The 15,333-nt window shown below is 64.5% G+C and carries 16 protein-coding genes and 1 pseudogene; 6 read left to right on the forward strand and 11 right to left on the reverse strand.

The genetic code is table 11. The features are described 5' to 3' along the window. Positions 1-72 precede the first annotated feature (72 nt). Positions 73-546: an Lrp/AsnC ligand binding domain-containing protein gene (locus ACZ1G0_RS03720; RefSeq protein ID WP_472735713.1), complete on the forward strand. Its 474-nt coding sequence runs from the start codon at positions 73-75 to the stop codon at positions 544-546. Here ACZ1G0_RS03720 and ACZ1G0_RS03725 read toward each other — a convergent pair. The 9 genes and pseudogenes from ACZ1G0_RS03725 to ACZ1G0_RS03765 form a co-directional block, all read right to left on the reverse strand. Then, positions 543-1,304: an ABC transporter permease gene (locus ACZ1G0_RS03725; protein WP_472735714.1), complete on the reverse strand. Its 762-nt coding sequence runs from the start codon at positions 1,302-1,304 to the stop codon at positions 543-545. The two genes, ACZ1G0_RS03720 and ACZ1G0_RS03725, sit on opposite strands and share 4 nt — an antisense overlap. Next, a pseudogene (locus tag ACZ1G0_RS03730) lies at positions 1,301-2,097 on the reverse strand (ABC transporter ATP-binding protein). Before ACZ1G0_RS03730 ends, ACZ1G0_RS03725 begins: the two are co-directional and overlap by 4 nt. A 63-nt stretch (positions 2,098-2,160) precedes the next feature. Beyond that, positions 2,161-3,165 carry an ABC transporter substrate-binding protein gene (locus tag ACZ1G0_RS03735; RefSeq protein ID WP_472735715.1) on the reverse strand — a complete coding sequence of 335 codons (1,005 nt, stop codon included), beginning with the start codon at positions 3,163-3,165 and terminating at the stop codon, positions 2,161-2,163. Between the two features lie 171 nt (positions 3,166-3,336). Next, complete coding sequence (locus ACZ1G0_RS03740) at positions 3,337-4,509, reverse strand: DegT/DnrJ/EryC1/StrS family aminotransferase (protein WP_472735716.1); 1,173 nt, start codon at positions 4,507-4,509, stop codon at positions 3,337-3,339. Beyond that, a complete protein-coding gene (locus tag ACZ1G0_RS03745) occupies positions 4,506-5,432 on the reverse strand; it encodes a GDP-L-fucose synthase family protein (protein ID WP_472735717.1) in 927 nt (308 codons plus the stop codon). Before ACZ1G0_RS03745 ends, ACZ1G0_RS03740 begins: the two co-directional genes overlap by 4 nt. Before the next feature lie 2 nt (positions 5,433-5,434). After that, positions 5,435-6,553 (reverse strand): GDP-mannose 4,6-dehydratase, encoded by a 1,119-nt coding sequence (gene gmd, locus ACZ1G0_RS03750; protein ID WP_472735718.1) that lies wholly within the window; start codon positions 6,551-6,553, stop codon positions 5,435-5,437. Position 6,554: 1 nt separating this feature from the next. After that, complete coding sequence (kdsA, locus tag ACZ1G0_RS03755; protein ID WP_472735719.1) at positions 6,555-7,391, reverse strand: 3-deoxy-8-phosphooctulonate synthase; 837 nt, start codon at positions 7,389-7,391, stop codon at positions 6,555-6,557. A 1-nt stretch (position 7,392) separates the two neighbouring features. Continuing rightward, positions 7,393-8,175, reverse strand: coding sequence for a 3-deoxy-manno-octulosonate cytidylyltransferase (locus ACZ1G0_RS03760; protein ID WP_472735720.1), 783 nt, complete (start codon positions 8,173-8,175; stop codon positions 7,393-7,395). A 10-nt stretch (positions 8,176-8,185) separates the two neighbouring features. Beyond that, on the reverse strand, positions 8,186-9,142 hold the full coding sequence (locus ACZ1G0_RS03765; RefSeq protein WP_472735721.1) for a KpsF/GutQ family sugar-phosphate isomerase: 957 nt from the start codon (positions 9,140-9,142) through the stop codon (positions 8,186-8,188). A gap of 78 nt (positions 9,143-9,220) precedes the next feature. On the opposite strand from ACZ1G0_RS03765, the gene ACZ1G0_RS03770 reads away from it, so the two are divergent. Continuing rightward, on the forward strand, positions 9,221-9,886 hold the full coding sequence (locus ACZ1G0_RS03770; protein WP_472735722.1) for a DUF2161 domain-containing phosphodiesterase: 666 nt from the start codon (positions 9,221-9,223) through the stop codon (positions 9,884-9,886). Here ACZ1G0_RS03770 and ACZ1G0_RS03775 read toward each other — a convergent pair. Next, on the reverse strand, positions 9,883-10,419 hold the full coding sequence (locus ACZ1G0_RS03775) for a hypothetical protein (RefSeq protein ID WP_472735723.1): 537 nt from the start codon (positions 10,417-10,419) through the stop codon (positions 9,883-9,885). The two genes, ACZ1G0_RS03770 and ACZ1G0_RS03775, sit on opposite strands and share 4 nt — an antisense overlap. Positions 10,420-10,804: 385 nt before the next feature. Here ACZ1G0_RS03775 and ACZ1G0_RS03780 point away from each other — a divergent pair, with 385 nt between their 5' ends. The 4 genes from ACZ1G0_RS03780 to ACZ1G0_RS03795 all read left to right on the forward strand — a co-directional run bounded on the left by ACZ1G0_RS03780 (position 10,805) and on the right by ACZ1G0_RS03795 (position 14,878). Further along, entirely contained in the window at positions 10,805-11,092 is a 288-nt protein-coding gene (locus ACZ1G0_RS03780; protein ID WP_472735724.1) for a co-chaperone GroES, read from the forward strand. 38 nt (positions 11,093-11,130) lie between these two features. After that, on the forward strand, positions 11,131-12,774 hold the full coding sequence (groL, locus tag ACZ1G0_RS03785) for a chaperonin GroEL (protein WP_472735725.1): 1,644 nt from the start codon (positions 11,131-11,133) through the stop codon (positions 12,772-12,774). 335 nt (positions 12,775-13,109) lie between these two features. Continuing rightward, on the forward strand, positions 13,110-14,033 hold the full coding sequence (locus tag ACZ1G0_RS03790; RefSeq protein ID WP_472735726.1) for a hypothetical protein: 924 nt from the start codon (positions 13,110-13,112) through the stop codon (positions 14,031-14,033). Continuing rightward, positions 14,033-14,878 (forward strand): DMT family transporter, encoded by an 846-nt coding sequence (locus ACZ1G0_RS03795; RefSeq protein ID WP_472735727.1) that lies wholly within the window; start codon positions 14,033-14,035, stop codon positions 14,876-14,878. Before ACZ1G0_RS03790 ends, ACZ1G0_RS03795 begins: the two co-directional genes overlap by 1 nt. Here ACZ1G0_RS03795 and ACZ1G0_RS03800 read toward each other — a convergent pair. Then, positions 14,848-15,297, reverse strand: a complete 450-nt coding sequence (locus tag ACZ1G0_RS03800; RefSeq protein WP_472735728.1) for an NUDIX domain-containing protein — start codon at positions 15,295-15,297, stop codon at positions 14,848-14,850. The genes ACZ1G0_RS03795 and ACZ1G0_RS03800 overlap by 31 nt on opposite strands. Between the last annotated feature and the right edge of the window lie 36 nt (positions 15,298-15,333).

Here is a 15,333-nt window from a genome sequence, read left to right on the forward strand (position 1 = left end):
CCCTAGGCAAAGGGCCTTTTCAGGGGCAATATGCAGACGATCCGCCCTTATTTCAGCGAAAGGTGCGTCATTATGGATGCAAAACTGGCCCATGCGCGGCAAATCGACCAATTTGACCGCAAGATGCTGCGGATTCTGGCCAGCGACGGGCGGATCGCCATCACCGAGCTGGCCAGCCGGGTGGGTCTGTCCAAGACCCCCTGTCAGAACCGCCTGAAACGCCTGATGGCCGAAGGGTATATCGAGGGGTTCCGCGCCGTGCTGTCGCCCGAAAAGCTGCGCGTGGATCACGTGGCCTTTGTTGAGGTGACGCTGTCGGACACCCGCGAGACGGCCCTGCGGGACTTCAACACCGCTGTGCTGGCGTTGGAAGAGATCGAGGAATGTCACATGATCGCCGGGGCGTTCGATTATCTGCTCAAGGTACGGACCACGGACATCCGCGCCTATCGCAGCACCCTGGGCGAGCGGATCAGCACGCTGCCCCATGTCGCCTCCACCTCCACCCATGTGTCCATGGAGGCGGTGAAGGACGAGGCGTTCTAGCCCGGTTGCCGGTCGGCCCAGCCTGCAAAGACTTTCTCCAGCGCGACCACGACGTAGTAGAGCACGATGCCCAGAAACGCCAAGGCGATCAGGACCGCGAACATCAAGGGATAGTCGCTGTTGGTCTTGCCGCTGTCGAACAACGCGCCCAGGCCGCGCCCGTGGGGGGACACGATTTCCATTAGGTTGGTGCCGATAAAGGCCAGCGTGACCGACACCTTCAGCGCGCCGAAGAATTCGGGCAGGGTCTTGGGCAGGGCGATTTTCCAAAAGATCGTGGTCTGCGAGGCCCCCAGGGACCGCAGGATGTCGCGGTATTCCGGTTCCAGCGTGGACAGGCCGATGCTGACCGAGACGGCGATAGGGAAGAATGAGATCATGAAGGCGATCAGCACGGTGTTGAAATCATGCTGGCCCACGAACATCAGCGCCACGATGGGCACCACGGTGGCCTTTGGAATGGCGTTGAAGCCCACCAGCAGGGGGTACAGCGCGTCGCGCATGGTCTTGGAAAAGCCCATGATCATGCCGATCCCCGTGCCCACCACGATGGCCAGCAGCAGGCCCACCACCGTGCGCCACAGGGTCTGCCAGCCCATGGTCAGGAACAATTCCCAGTATTTCACATAAGCGGGCCACAGGTCCGAGGGGGACGCCATGCGGAAGTTCGGCCAGCCGTTGAACCAGACGATCCATTCCCAGAACACAAGAAAGATCACGATGGCCAGCAGGGGCGTTGCGATTTGTTTGACGGTCATTGGGCGGCCTCCGTGGCGTCTGCGCGGCCTTGGGCGACCTCGATCTGGTGGCGCAGGATCGCCAGTTTGTCGGCGGTGTCCTTGGTGTACAGCATGTCGATGGGGCGCGGCCCGTTTAGGGGGTTGTCCATGACGTATTGCGTGCGCGCCGGGCGGCCCGACAACACGATCACCTGATCCGCCAGATAGATGCTTTCGCGCAGGTCGTGGGTGATCAGCACGCCGGTGAAGGGTTCCTTGTCCTTGACCTGGTGCATGATCTGCCAAAGGTCCTCGCGGGTGAAGGCGTCCAGCGCGCCGAAGGGTTCATCCAGGATCAACACCTCGGGCGAATGGACAAGGGCGCGGCACAGGCTGGCGCGCTGGCGCATCCCGCCGGACAGCTCGGACGGGCGCTTGTCCTCGAACCCCGCAAGGCCCACAAGGTCCAGCAAGTACCGCGCGCGGTCCTGTTGCTGTGCCTTGGTCATCTTGTTGGGTACGATTTCAAGGGGCAGGATCACGTTGTCCAGAATGGTACGCCATTCCAGCAGGACGGGGTTTTGGAACGCCATGCCCACGGTGGACCGGGGGATTTCACCCGCTCGCCGTGCAGCCAGACCTCGCCGTGGTCGGGTTTCAAAAGGCCCGCCACCAGTTTGGTCAAAGTGGACTTGCCACAGCCCGAGGGGCCGACAACGGCCACGAAACCGCCCTCGGCCACTTGCAGTTCCAGCCCGTCCAGAACCGGCAGGGGGCCGTCCTTGGTTTGATAGGCGTGGCGCACGCCCTTGATGTCGATCAGGTGTTCCATGGTCTTCCCCACACGTAAAAAAGGCCGGGCGGTGCCGCCCGGCCTTGTGTCGTCCGCGCGCGCTTATTTCAGCGCGAACCCGCCCTCGGGCAGGTAGGCGTCGGTGAAATACAGGCTTGCGTCAGGTTCGGCCTGGAATTCGTAGGTCAGCTTCATCTGCTCCAACGCGTTGGCCATGCGGTCGGCGTCCACCAGCCCCATGCCGTTGGCCATCACCGCGTCCGTGGCCACATTGGCGTCGATGGCCAGTTGCAGGCGGCGCTGTTCAAGGGCGGCATCGGCGGCGGGGTTGCGTTCAATCAGGCTGGCGGTGGCGGCGGCGGGATCGGCAATCGCGTCTTTCCACCCCATGGCCACGGCCTCCAGAAAGCCCTTCACGGCATCGGGGTTTGCGGCGGCAAAGTCGGTGTTCACGATGATCGCGTTGCCATACAGGTCCACGCCGTGATCGGCCATCAGGATGGTGCTGATGTCATCCTCTGGCACGCCAAGGCGCACAAGGTTCAGGTAGGACGAGAAGGAAAAGCCGGTGATCGCGGCCACGTTGCCCTCGGCCAGCATGGGTTCGCGGGTGGGGAAGCCCACGGGTTCCACGGTGATGCTGTCCACGTCGATGCCCGTTTCGGCGGCAAAGATTGGGAACTGTGCCCATGCGCCGTCCGGGGGCGGGGCGCCCAGCACCTTGCCTTCCAGATCGGACGGGGCCATGACGCCCAGGGACTTGCGGCCCACGATGGCAAAGGGCGGCTTGTCATAGACCATCATGGCGGCAATCACGGGCGCGCCGGGGTTTTGATCCAGAAAGCGCACAAGGCTGTTGATGTCGGCAAAGCCGATGGGGAAGGCACCGGTGGCCACCTTCGGGATCGCGTCCAGCGAGCCTTGGCCCGCGCTGATCTCGACGCTGAGGTCGGCGGCGGCGAAGTGGCCGTTGTCGATGGCGGCGAAATAGGGGGCGGCGGGGCCTTCGAATTTCCAATCAAGGGCGAAGGGCATGGAAGTTTCTGCCGTGGCGGCGGTGGCCGCGATGGCCAGACCCACAGCAGCAGTGAGTGAGCGATAGAACATGGAGGTCTCCCGGTTGTGACGTTGGTCCTAGACGCGCAGACTTTTCCTTGCCCGTGCGCCGGTGGCCAGATGCCATCGTTTTTTTACCGGTTTACCCTGCCCACTGCCTTGGAATTGGGCAAGGAAAATCATCCCTGCCCAAGGTTTGCGCGTTTGTTACAGGGCCACGTGTTATAGTCTCAGGGCGGCCAAGGTCTCTACCGCTTCGTCCAGCGGGTAGTGGTGGTTGCCCACGAACAGGCCCCGGTCGTGGATGCGGTCGGCCACGGACAGATCGCCGTGCACGGTGTAGTCAAAGTAGTCGATCACCGGGTTGCGGGTGAAGTTGCCGGTGACGATGGGGCGACATTCGAACCCCGCCGCTTGCAGCTGGGCGATGGCGTCCTTGCGGTCGGCGGTCACGTCTTCGCGCAGCACAAGGCTGAAGCCGAACCAGCTGCTGGCGCCCTGTTCGGCCTGAATGTCGAACACGGGGTGGTCGGCCATGGCCGCTTGGAACTTGGCCCCGTTGGCGCGCCGCCCCTCGATCAGGCCGGGCAGCTTTTTCAACTGTTCCTGCCCCAAGGCCCCGGACATCTCCAGGGGGCGCAGGTTGTAGCCCGGCAGCACGAAGCGGAAGCTTTCGACAAAGGGATCGTCGGATTTGGTCCCGGTGACATGGTTTTCGCGCGGCAGGTTGCGGGTCCAGCCGTGGGCGCGGATCGACAGCAGGACGTGGTAGATCTCTTCGTCGTCGGTCACGATGATCCCGCCTTCCATGGTCGAGATATGGTGCGAGAAGAACGACGAATAGCTGCCCATGATGCCAAAGGTGCCGCATTGTTTGCCGCCCCACGTGGCCCCCATGCTTTCGCAATTGTCCTCGATCACGACCAGATTGTGCTTGTCCGCCAGGGCTTGGATCCGGTCGAAATCGTTGGGGTTGCCCAGCAGGTTCACCACCATGATGGCCCGGGTTTTGGGGGTCACGGCGGCCTCAAGGGCGTCCAGATCGTAGTTCAGTGTGGCGGCGTCGATATCGACGAACCGCATTTTCAGCCCGTATTGGTGCAAGGGGTAATAGGTGGTGGACCACGACACGGCGGGCACCAGCACCTCGTCGCCTTCGTTCAGGCGCAGGGCATCGTTCTTGGTGTAGCGCAGGGCCGCGATGATGGCGAGGTTCGCCGAAGAGCCGGAGTTGACCATGACCGCAAAACGCGACCCGGCCCACTGGGCAAACTGTGCCTCGAAGGTGGCGACCTCGGCCCCCATGGAAAACATGTCAGAGGCGATCACCCGTTGCAGGGCGGCCTGTTCGGCCTCATCCCAGCTGGAGGTGGCAAGGGGGAAACGGTAGCTCATGTGCGGGCCTCGTTGCGGTAAAAGTCCAAAGTTTGGGCAAGGCCCTGTTCCAGCGTCGTCTGTGCCCGCCAGCCCCAGTCGTGGGCGCGGGCTGCATCGCAGAGTTTCTGCTTCATGCCCACGGGTTTGGTGGTGTCATGGGTGAACTGCCCGTCCCAGCCGACGATCCGGGCGGCGATGGCGTAGTAGTCGTTGATCGAATAGTCGTGCCCCAGCCCGACGTTCATCAGGTCGGGCATGGTGTCCATGTGATCCACGGCGCGCCAGATGGCATCGGCCAGATCGGTGGCGTACATGAATTCGCGCCGGGCGGTGCCGTCGCCCCAGATCTCGACCGTGTCCAACCCTTGGTCCTTGGCGGTCTGCATCTTGTGCAGGATCGCCGGGATCAGGTGAGAGGCGGCCGGATCGAAGGTGTCGTGCCGCCCGTACAGGTTGCAGGGGATCATGGTCTTGTACTGTGCGCCCGGATCCTCGCGCCGGATGTATTCACACAGGCGCAGGGCGGCGATCTTGGCGATGGCGTAGCCTTCGTTGGTGGGCTCCAGCGGGCCGGTCAGGATCAGATCCTCGGTCAGGGGATTGCGCCCCTCGCGCGGGTAGATGCAGGTGGACCCAAGGTTCAACAGGGCCGGGACGCCCGCGCGCCACGCCCCTTCGATCACGTTCTGCCCGATGGACAGGTTTTGGGTCAGGAACGCCACCGGGTGGGCCATGTTGGCCTGTATCCCGCCCACGCGCCCGGCGGCGTGGATCACGATGTCCGGCTTGTGGGTGGCATACCACGCGTCCACGGCGCGGCGGTCGGTCAGGTCCAGATCGGCGCGGCCGGGGGCCAGCACCTCGTGGCCTTGGGCCAAGGGATGCTCGGCCACGTTGCGCCCCACCATGCCGCGTCCGCCTGTCAGAAAAACCCGCGCCATGGCTAGTCCTCGATGCTGACGGGCATTTCCAGCCCGTGTTCTTTCAACAGGGCGTGGCGGCGGGCGGTCTTGAGGTCCTCGCGGACCATTTCGGCGCACATTTCCTGAACGGTGATTTCTGGCACCCAGCCCAACTCGCGCTTGGCCTTGGACGGATCGCCCAGCAGGGTCTCGACCTCGGCGGGGCGGAAGTAGCGGGGGTCCACCCGCACGATCACGTCGCCCACCTTCAGGGCCGGGGCCAGATCGCCCTGCACCGCATCCACGATGCCCACCTCGTCCACGCCGGTGCCTTCGAACCGCAGGGTCACGCCCATTTCGGCGGCGGACCATTCCACGAACTGGCGGACCGAATACTGGACACCGGTGGCAATCACGTAATCCACCGGCGCATCTTGTTGCAGCATCATCCACTGCATCCGCACGTAATCCTTGGCGTGGCCCCAGTCGCGCAGGGCGTCCATGTTGCCAAGGTACAGGCACGGCTCCAGACCTTGGGCGATATTGGCCAGCACCCGGGTGATCTTGCGCGTCACGAATGTTTCGCCGCGACGGGGGCTTTCGTGGTTAAACAGGATGCCGTTGCAGGCGTACATGCCGTAGGCCTCGCGGTAGTTCACGGCGATCCAATAGGCGTACATCTTGGCCACCGCGTAGGGGGAGCGGGGGTGGAACGGCGTCGTCTCGGTCTGGGGGATTTCCTGCACCAGACCATAAAGTTCCGAGGTGGAGGCCTGATAGAACCGGGTCTTCTTTTCCAGCCCCAGAAAGCGGATCGCCTCCAGCAGGCGCAGGGTGCCGATGGCGTCCACGTCTGCGGTGTATTCCGGTGCCTCGAAACTGACGGCCACGTGGGATTGTGCGCCGAGGTTGTAGATCTCGTCCGGTTCGATGTCGCGGATCAGGCGCGTCAGGTTGGAACTGTCCGTCAGATCGCCGTAATGCAGGTTCAGGGGGTTGTTCTGCTGTGGCCCGGTGATCAGGTGGTCAATCCGGCTGGTGTTGAAGGAGGAAGCGCGGCGTTTGATGCCATGCACCTCGTAGCCCTTTTCCAGCAGAAATTCCGCCAGATAGCTGCCGTCCTGTCCGGTGATCCCGGTGATAAGCGCGCGTTTGGTCATGTCATAGTCCTTTGCGAAGGGCGTCGAAGGCCCGCAATTCTGCGATCAGCGCGCCCATTTGATCCACGGGGATCATGTTGGGGCCATCGCTGGGGGCGGTGTCGGGATCTTGGTGGGTCTCGATGAACAGGGCGCTGACGCCCACGGCGCAGGCGGCACGGGCCAGAACCGGGGCAAATTCGCGCTGGCCGCCGGACGTGGTGCCTTGCCCGCCCGGTTGCTGCACCGAATGGGTGGCGTCAAAGACGACCGGATAGCCCGTCGCCTCCATGGTGGGCAGGCCGCGAAAGTCCGACACCAGCGTGTTGTAGCCAAACGACGTGCCCCGGTCGCACAGCAGGATGCGCGTGTTGCCGGTGCTGGCGATCTTGGCGGCCACATTGCCCATATCCCAAGGGGCCAGAAACTGCCCCTTTTTGACGTTGATCGCGGCCCCGGTTTCACCGGCGGCCAGCAGCAGGTCCGTCTGGCGACACAGGAACGCAGGGATTTGCAGGATGTCGCAGACGGCGGCGGCAGGGGCGCAATGGCTGGCCTCGTGCACATCCGTCAGGACGGGGCAGCCGAATTCCGCCTTGATCTGGCCCAGTATTTCGAGGCCCTTTTCCATGCCCAGGCCCCGTGCTGTCCCGATGGAAGAGCGGTTGGCCTTGTCGTAGCTGGCCTTGAAAATGAAGCGCGTGCCTGTGGCCGCACACGCCTCTGCGATGCGTTCGGCCATCATGCGGGCGTGGTCGAGGGATTCCAGCTGGCACGGCCCGGTGATCAAGGCAAAGGGGTTGGCTGCGCCAATAGGTATATCGCCTACGACCACGGTCTGGGACTTTATCGGGTCCATGTCAGCTCTCCTTCAGGACGGCGTTGATGCGGTCCACGTCTGCGGGGTTGTTGAGTTCCCAGAACACGCGGCCCCGGGCATCCACTTCGACACATTTCACGGTTGCGCCGTTTTCAAGGAAACGCAACTGTTCCAACCCTTCGCGGGCCTCTAGCGTGCCCTCGGGCCATGTCACGTATTGGCGCAGGGCGGCGGGGCGATAGGCGTAGACGCCCACGTGGTGGAACACCGGGATCGGGTCGGGCAGTTTGCCCGGGTCGATGTAGGGGATCACTTCCTTGGAGAAATAGAGCCCCTGATGATCGGTGCCGAACACCGCCGTCGTCCCGCCCACGCGCCCCGCCGCGCGGTCCTCGCGGAACATGGCGTAGGTCTGGGCGTCACAGCGCAGAACCGGGGTGGCCACCTGGGCCTGTGGGTCGGCGGCCATGGCCTCGATCAGCGCCTCAAGGAACCACGGGGGCGTCAGGGGGGCGTCGCCTTGCAGGTTTACGATCAGGTCGGCGTCCAGCCCCCGTGCGGCCTCGGCACAGCGGGCGGTGCCGTTCTCGGCCTCGGGGCTGGTCATCAGGACCGGGGCCCCGATGCGCGCAGCCTCGGCGGCGATGCGGTCGTCGTCGGTCACCACATAGGCGTCGTCGGCGCCTTTGATGCCTTGCGCCGCCTCCCACGTCATCTGGATCAGGCTTTTCTGCGTGCCGTCCTTTTGGGTCAGCAGGGCCAGCGGTTTGCCCGGATACCGGGTCGAGGCATAGCGGGCGGGGATCAGGATGGTGGTTTTCATGTCAGCCTCCTTACGCGACGCCGGCGCGCAACAGATCGTGCAGGTGCACGATGCCCACGGGGGCGGACCCCTCGCAGACCATCAGCACGCTGATCTTGCGGGTTTGCATGGTGGCCAGCGCCGAGGCGGCCAATGTGCCGGGGGTGATGGTCACGGGGCCGGGGGTGGCCACTTGCCCGGCGGTGCGCGCCATCAGCTCGCCCATGTTGCGGCGCAGGTCCCCGTCGGTGATCACCCCCACCAACGCGCCGCCCGCCGTCGCGTCCACAACGCCCGTGACGCCGAACCCCTTGGAGGTCATTTCCAACAGGGCATCGGCCATGGCGGTGTCCGCAGTGACCAAGGGCACCTCGTCGCCCCGGTGCATCAGGTCGCCCACCTGCGCCATCTGTGCGCCCAGCTTGCCGCCCGGGTGGAACACGGCGAAATCCTCGGGCGCAAAGTTGCGCCGCCGCAACAGCGCCACGGCCAGCGCGTCGCCCATGGCCAGCGTCAGGGTGGTGGATGTGGTGGGCACCATGCCGATGCCGCAGGCCTCGGGCAGTTTGGGCAGGGTCAGGCAGTGGGTGGCGGCCCGGCCCAGTGTGCTGTCCGCGTTGGAGGTGATCGCCACAAGGGGCACCTTGAACCGCAGGCAATGGCCCAGGATGTCCTTCAACTCCGCCGTTTCGCCCGAGTTCGACAGCAGCACGCAGATGTCGTCCCGGGTGATCATGCCCAGATCGCCGTGGCTGGCCTCGGCCGGATGGACGAATTGCGCGGGCGTGCCCGTGCTGGCCAAGGTTGCGGCAATCTTGGCGCCGATGTGGCCGGACTTGCCCATGCCCGAGACGATCACGCGCCCCGCCGTGGCCTCGGCCGCTTGGACAACGGCGTCGAAATCGGGGGGCAGGTGGGCTGCCAGATAAGTCAGCGCCTCGGCCTCGGTCGTCAGGACCTCGCGGGCGATATCGGGTGCATTTGTCATGCCCGCGCTTATGGTACGCCCCGCGCCCCCGCGCAAGCGGGCGTGACACCGGCGGCCCCCCGTGCCACGGTCCGCCCCATGAAAGAAAGCGATCTTTATGCCCCGGTAAAGGCCTATCTGCAGCGCCAAGGCTATACCGTGAAGGCCGAGGTGGGGGCGGCGGATGTGGTGGCCCTGCGCGGCGGCGAGGACCCGGTGGTCGTGGAGCTGAAGGTGGGTTTCAGCCTGACCCTGTACCATCAGGCCATCGCGCGCATGGGGGTGACGGACACGGTCTATGTCGCCGTGCCCCGGCCCAAGGGGGCGCGCGCCCGGCGGATCCTGTTGGAAAACACCCGCATGTGCCGGCGACTGGGTCTGGGCCTGCTGACCGTGCGGCCCGACGGCATGGTCGAGGCCCAGTGCGACCCCGGCCCCTACGCCCCGCGCCGCAACAAGAAGAAGGGCGAGAAACTGCTGCGCGAGTTTGACCGCCTGCCCGGGGATCCGAACCTTGGGGGGGCGACGCGCCACGGGATCGTCACAGGCTACCGCGCCGATGCCCTGCGCTGCGCGGCCTATCTGGCGGAAACGGGGGCCGAGAAGGGGGCGATTGTGGCAAAGGCCACGGGGGTCAAGGCGGCCACAGGCATCATGCGCGACAACCACTACGGCTGGTTCTTCAAGGTCGAAAAGGGCGTCTATGACCTGACGCCCGAGGGCCGCAAGGGCCTGGCCGATTGGGGGGATGTGTTGGCCCCCTAAAGGAAACCTTCCTCGACGGCGCGGCATTCGCGCGCTTCGACCACCCTTGACTGCTCGTCGATGTTGGACTGGATGCGGTTGTAGGCTTCGCTGCCTTCTGCATAGTCGCCCGAGGCCAACAACGCCTCGAACCCAGCCAGTTTTTCGCGGTCACGATCGATGTTGGAAAGGATCAATTCTGCGGCCAGCTCGGGGTCTCTATCGAGCGTATCGTCCCAATTGCCCCACATCGTGCCATAGGTGTCATGTTCGATCCACATGGCAGAGCGGCTCTGATTAGCGGTGTTTGCAGGCTCGATCCACAGCCAGACCCGATCGTCGGGCTTGTAGAAGTCGCTGCCATGAAAACACCCGTTGGCAAAGCTGGTCTTGATGATGTCGTTACGCTTCAATTCGGCGTCGATATCCTTGCTCAGGTCCTCTACGCCGCCACGCACCACACCCATCGCCGCAAGGCCCAAGCCCACAATTGCGGCCGTCAAGACCACCCAATCTACGGTGACAGCACCGGTGTCATCTTTAATAAATGTCACGCGATCTGCTCCCGTGGTTGCGCGAATGTGGAAAGAGAGTGCTTGTGGAAAATGTCATTTTTATGGCGCTGTCTGGGTGGCTTTATGGCGCTGTCTGGGTGGCGGCCCAGTTCGTGCGTGGGTGATCCAAAGGCGCGCGGCTGTTAGGCCTGAAAGAAACCACGCGAAGACGCGGCGTTTTGCAACAGGTCCGGGGGGCGGTTCGCAAGCGGCGCAGGGGCGTCGCGGGGTGACGTGTGCCCCCGTTAATCGATGCGACACTCTGTCAAAAAACTCTGGTTCTGCCCGTTGACTCGCCTCGGCCACCCGCCTATCTACCGGTCGTTAGCACTCACCCCGAGGGAGTGCTAAAGCAAATTCACGAGAACCCAAGGAGAGTTCTGAAATGGCTTTGACACCACTTCACGACCGCGTTCTGGTCCGCCGCGTAGAGTCCGACGAAAAAACGTCCGGCGGCCTGATCATCCCCGAAAGCGCAAAAGAAAAGCCAGCAGAAGGCGAAATCATCGCCGCCGGTGAAGGCGCCCGCAAAGACAGCGGCGAGCTGATCCCGATGGCCGTGTCCGTTGGCGACAAAGTGCTGTTCGGCAAGTGGTCCGGCACCGAAGTCACCGTTGATGGCGAAGAGCTTCTGATCATGAAAGAAAGCGATATTCTGGGGATCATCTCCTAATTTTCGCTTTTGAAACAACATTCTAAGGAGACATGAAAATGGCTGCTAAAGACGTAAAATTCAACACCGACGCCCGCAACCGCATGCTGGCTGGTGTCAACATTCTGGCCGACGCCGTGAAGGTCACCCTGGGCCCCAAAGGCCGCAACGTGGTGCTGGAAAAATCCTTCGGCGCACCTCGGATCACCAAAGACGGTGTGTCCGTGGCCAAAGAGATCGAGCTGGAAGACAAGTTCGAGAACATGGGCGCGCAGATGGTGAAAGAGGTTGCCTCTCGCACCAATGACGAAGCCGGCGACGGCACCACCACCGCCACCGTTCTGGCCCAGGCCATCGTCAAAGAAGGCATGAAATCGGTTGCCGCTGGCATGAACCCGATGGACCTGAAGCGCGGCATCGACATGGCAACCGCCAAAGTCGTCGAAGCGATCAAGGCGGCCTCGCGCCCCGTGAACGACAGCGCCGAAGTGGCACAGGTCGGCACGATCTCTGCCAACGGCGAAGCCGAAATCGGCCAGCAGATCGCAGACGCGATGCAGAAGGTCGGCAACGAGGGTGTCATCACCGTCGAGGAAAACAAAGGCCTGGAAACAGAGACCGATGTTGTCGAAGGCATGCAGTTCGACCGCGGCTACCTGAGCCCCTATTTCGTGACCAACCCAGACAAGATGATTGCAGAGCTTGAAGACTGCATGATCCTGCTGCACGAAAAGAAACTGTCCTCGCTGCAGCCCATGGTGCCCCTGCTGGAATCCGTGATCCAGTCGCAAAAGCCCCTGCTGATCATCGCAGAAGACGTGGAAGGCGAGGCGCTGGCCACGCTGGTCGTCAACAAACTGCGCGGCGGTCTGAAAATCGCAGCCGTCAAGGCACCTGGCTTCGGCGATCGTCGCAAAGCCATGCTGCAGGACATCGCCATCCTGACCGGTGGTCAGGTGATCTCCGAAGATCTGGGCATGAAGCTTGAGTCCGTGACCATGGACATGCTGGGCACAGCCAAGAAAATCCAGATCACCAAGGACGAAACCACCATCGTCGACGGCAATGGCGCCAAGGCCGAGATCGAGGCCCGCGTGTCCCAGATCCGTCAGCAGATCGAGGAAACCACCTCGGACTACGACCGCGAGAAACTGCAAGAGCGCGTGGCCAAGCTGGCCGGCGGTGTTGCCGTGATCCGCGTCGGTGGCATGACCGAAGTGGAAGTCAAAGAGCGCAAGGACCGCGTTGACGATGCCCTGAACGCGACCCGTGCGGCCGTGCAGGAAGGTGTTGTCGTGGGCGGCGGTGTCGCGCTGGTGCAAGCCGCCAAGGCCCTTGCGGGTCTGGAAGGTGCGAACAACGACCAGAACGTCGGTATCTCGATCATCCGCAAGGCCATCGAAGCACCTCTGCGCCAGATCGCCGAGAACGCCGGTGTCGACGGTGCCGTTGTTGCGGGCAAGATCCGCGAAAGCGACGACCTGACCTTTGGGTTCAACGCGCAGACCGAAGAATATGGTGACATGTTCGCCTTCGGTGTGATCGACCCTGCCAAAGTGGTGCGCACCGCGCTGCAAGACGCGGCCTCCGTGTCCAGCTTGCTGATCACCACCGAAGCCATGGTGGCCGACAAGCCTTCGAAAGAAGGCGCAGGCGCCGGCGGCGGCATGCCCGACATGGGCGGCATGGGCGGCATGATGTAAGGCGAAAACGCCTAGCGTTTTCTGCCGGCGCGATGCGACCGGCAGTGCAAAGGGGTCCCCGAGAAATCGGGTGGCCCCTTTGTCACGAGAGGGCGTGTCGCACCCCGCAAAAGAATGGTGCGAAAACGCCTAGCGTTTTCTGCCGGCGCGATGCGACCGGCAGTGCAAAGGGGTCCCCGAGAAATCGGGTGGCCCCTTTGTCACGTTTGGGGGCGCTGCCCCCACACGCCTGCGGCGCTCCCCCCGAGGGTATTTGTGGAACAATGAGGGGCGGGGGCGCCTTGACCCGGCGCGGGCTTGGTGGCCTAGCTGGGACAACCAAAGCGAAGGCCCCCATGATCCGTCGAGTTTTCCGAATAAGCGTTGTGACGGTGATCGGCCTGTCGGCGGTGCTGTACATCCCTTACGTCCTGCTGGGCGTGTGGAACCGGGTGTTTGGCGGCTGGCAATCGGTGTTCTTTTGCTATCCAGCCACGCAGGCCCATGTGACACGATATGCCCCGCCGGTGATCTACCGGGCGTTTCGCTGGGTGCCTTCCCCCATCGGGGTGCTGCAGCAGAATGGCGCGCGCGGGGTCGTCTTTGCCGCCCCCGTGACCGAGGCGCAGATGCTGGATCCGGCCAACCGCGCGGCCTGCCTGCGGTTGCAAAAGCGCCTGCGCCGGATCGCAGCGGCGCTGGGCACGCCGGATATCAATCTGGCCGGTGTCTTGCCCGGGCGATTTGCCCCCATGGGGGTGATTGCCGTGCCGGATCGGCGCGATGTGGTCGTGGGGGCCGTGGCCCAAGCGGTGGCCGAGATGGATGATATGGCCTTTGGCGGGGATCCGGTGCCGGTGATCGTTCTGGGCGGCGCAGGCTACATCGGCGCGCCCTTGGTCGCGGAACTGGTGGCACGCGGGCGCGCGGTCCATGTGGTGGACCCCAAGACCGGTGCCACGGACCTGCCGCCCGCCTTGCGTGGCCAACCCGCCCTGTTGCTGGACGTGGCGCGCAAGGGTGCGTTGGAGGCTTTGGCGGACCAGATGTGGCCGGGCCTTGTCGTGTTGAACGAGACCTTTCCGCCGCCCGACCCTGCTACCTTGCGCCTGTGTGCCGACCGGGCGGTCGCGGTCTGGCACCTGTCCGGGGTCGCGGGGCGGGTCACGCCCAAGCTGCCCATGGGGTATGACGACGCGGTGCCCTGTTGCGCCGTGCACGGGCTGGGCGATCCCGTGTCCGTGCGCCTGCGCGCGCTGTCTGCGCCAAGGGGGGCGTGATGCGTTTGTTCCTTTTGACCGTGCTGACGATGCTGCTGTTTGCGGCGAACTCCCTTCTGACCCGGGCGGGGGTCGGCGCGGGCGCGGAGCCTGTGACCTTTGCCCTGATCCGCGTGGCCGCTGGGGCCGCGACCCTTGCGGCCATCGCCTATGCCACGCGCGGGCATGTGCCCCTGACAGGCCGGGCGCGAGGGGTCGCGGCGGCGGCACTGGCGGTCTACCTGATCGGCTTTTCCATGGCCTACCTGACCTTGGATGCCGGTGTCGGCGCGCTGATCCTGTTTGCCGTGGTGCAGGCGGGTCTTTTCGCAGGCGCTGTGGCCACGTCCGAAGGGGTCGGGCCCCGCCGGTGGCTGGGCATGGGGGTGGCGCTGGCGGCCCTGGCGTGGCTGGTCTGGCCCGGGGCAGGGGCCTCCGTGCCATTGGCGGGGGCGGCGTGGATGGCCTTGGGCGGGATGGGCTGGGCGCTGTATACATGGCAGGGCCGGTCAGAGCCTTGGGCCCTTGGCGGATCGGCGGGCAATTTCATCTGGGCCACGGTCGCCTTTGCGGGCCTTGCGGCGGTCTGGGGTGGGCCGGTGACGTGGGGCGGCTCGGGCTATGCCGTGGCCTCGGGCGTTGTGGCCTCGGGCCTTGGATACGCCCTGTGGTTCACGGTCCTGCCGCAAATGCGCGCCACCACCGCCGGGCTGACGCAACTGTCGGTGCCGGTTATCGCGGTGCTCGGCGGGGCGCTGTTTCTGGGCGAGGCGCTGGACCGCGACACCCTGTTGGCCTGCGCCGGGGTGTTGGGCGGCATCGCGCTGGCCACGGTTCAGGTCACAAGACGTTCCAAGGGGTCGTAGGCGGGCGCCCCCGGATCGGCCCAAGCCACGGCGGGCAGGGCATCGGGCTTGAACCGAAGGTCGGCCATGTCGGCGCGTGTGACCCAGCGGCGGCGGTTCACCACGCCCTCGGGGTCTTGCCACGCGGGGTCCAGCACGCCCCGGCGCAGGCGGCAGCGAAAGAAGACCTCCACCTGGTGGAACCCGCGACGGGGGTCGTGAAATTCATTGACCAGACAGGGGGCGTCCACCCGCACGCTCAGGCCCGTTTCCTCGTAAACTTCGCGGGCCAGATTGTCGGGCAGGCTGGCGTGGGGGTCGGCCCCGCCGCCGGGCGCGCACCACAGATCGCTTTGATCACCGGGAAAGGCGTTGACCAGCAAAAGGCGGTTTTGGTGCATCAGGATGGCGCGGGCGGCAAGGCGGATGGGATGGGTCATGGGGGTGGCTTAGCGGGCGCGCTTCCCCCTCGCAAT

The sequence above is a fragment of the Thalassobacter sp. HA4-2 genome (genome assembly GCF_055693705.1).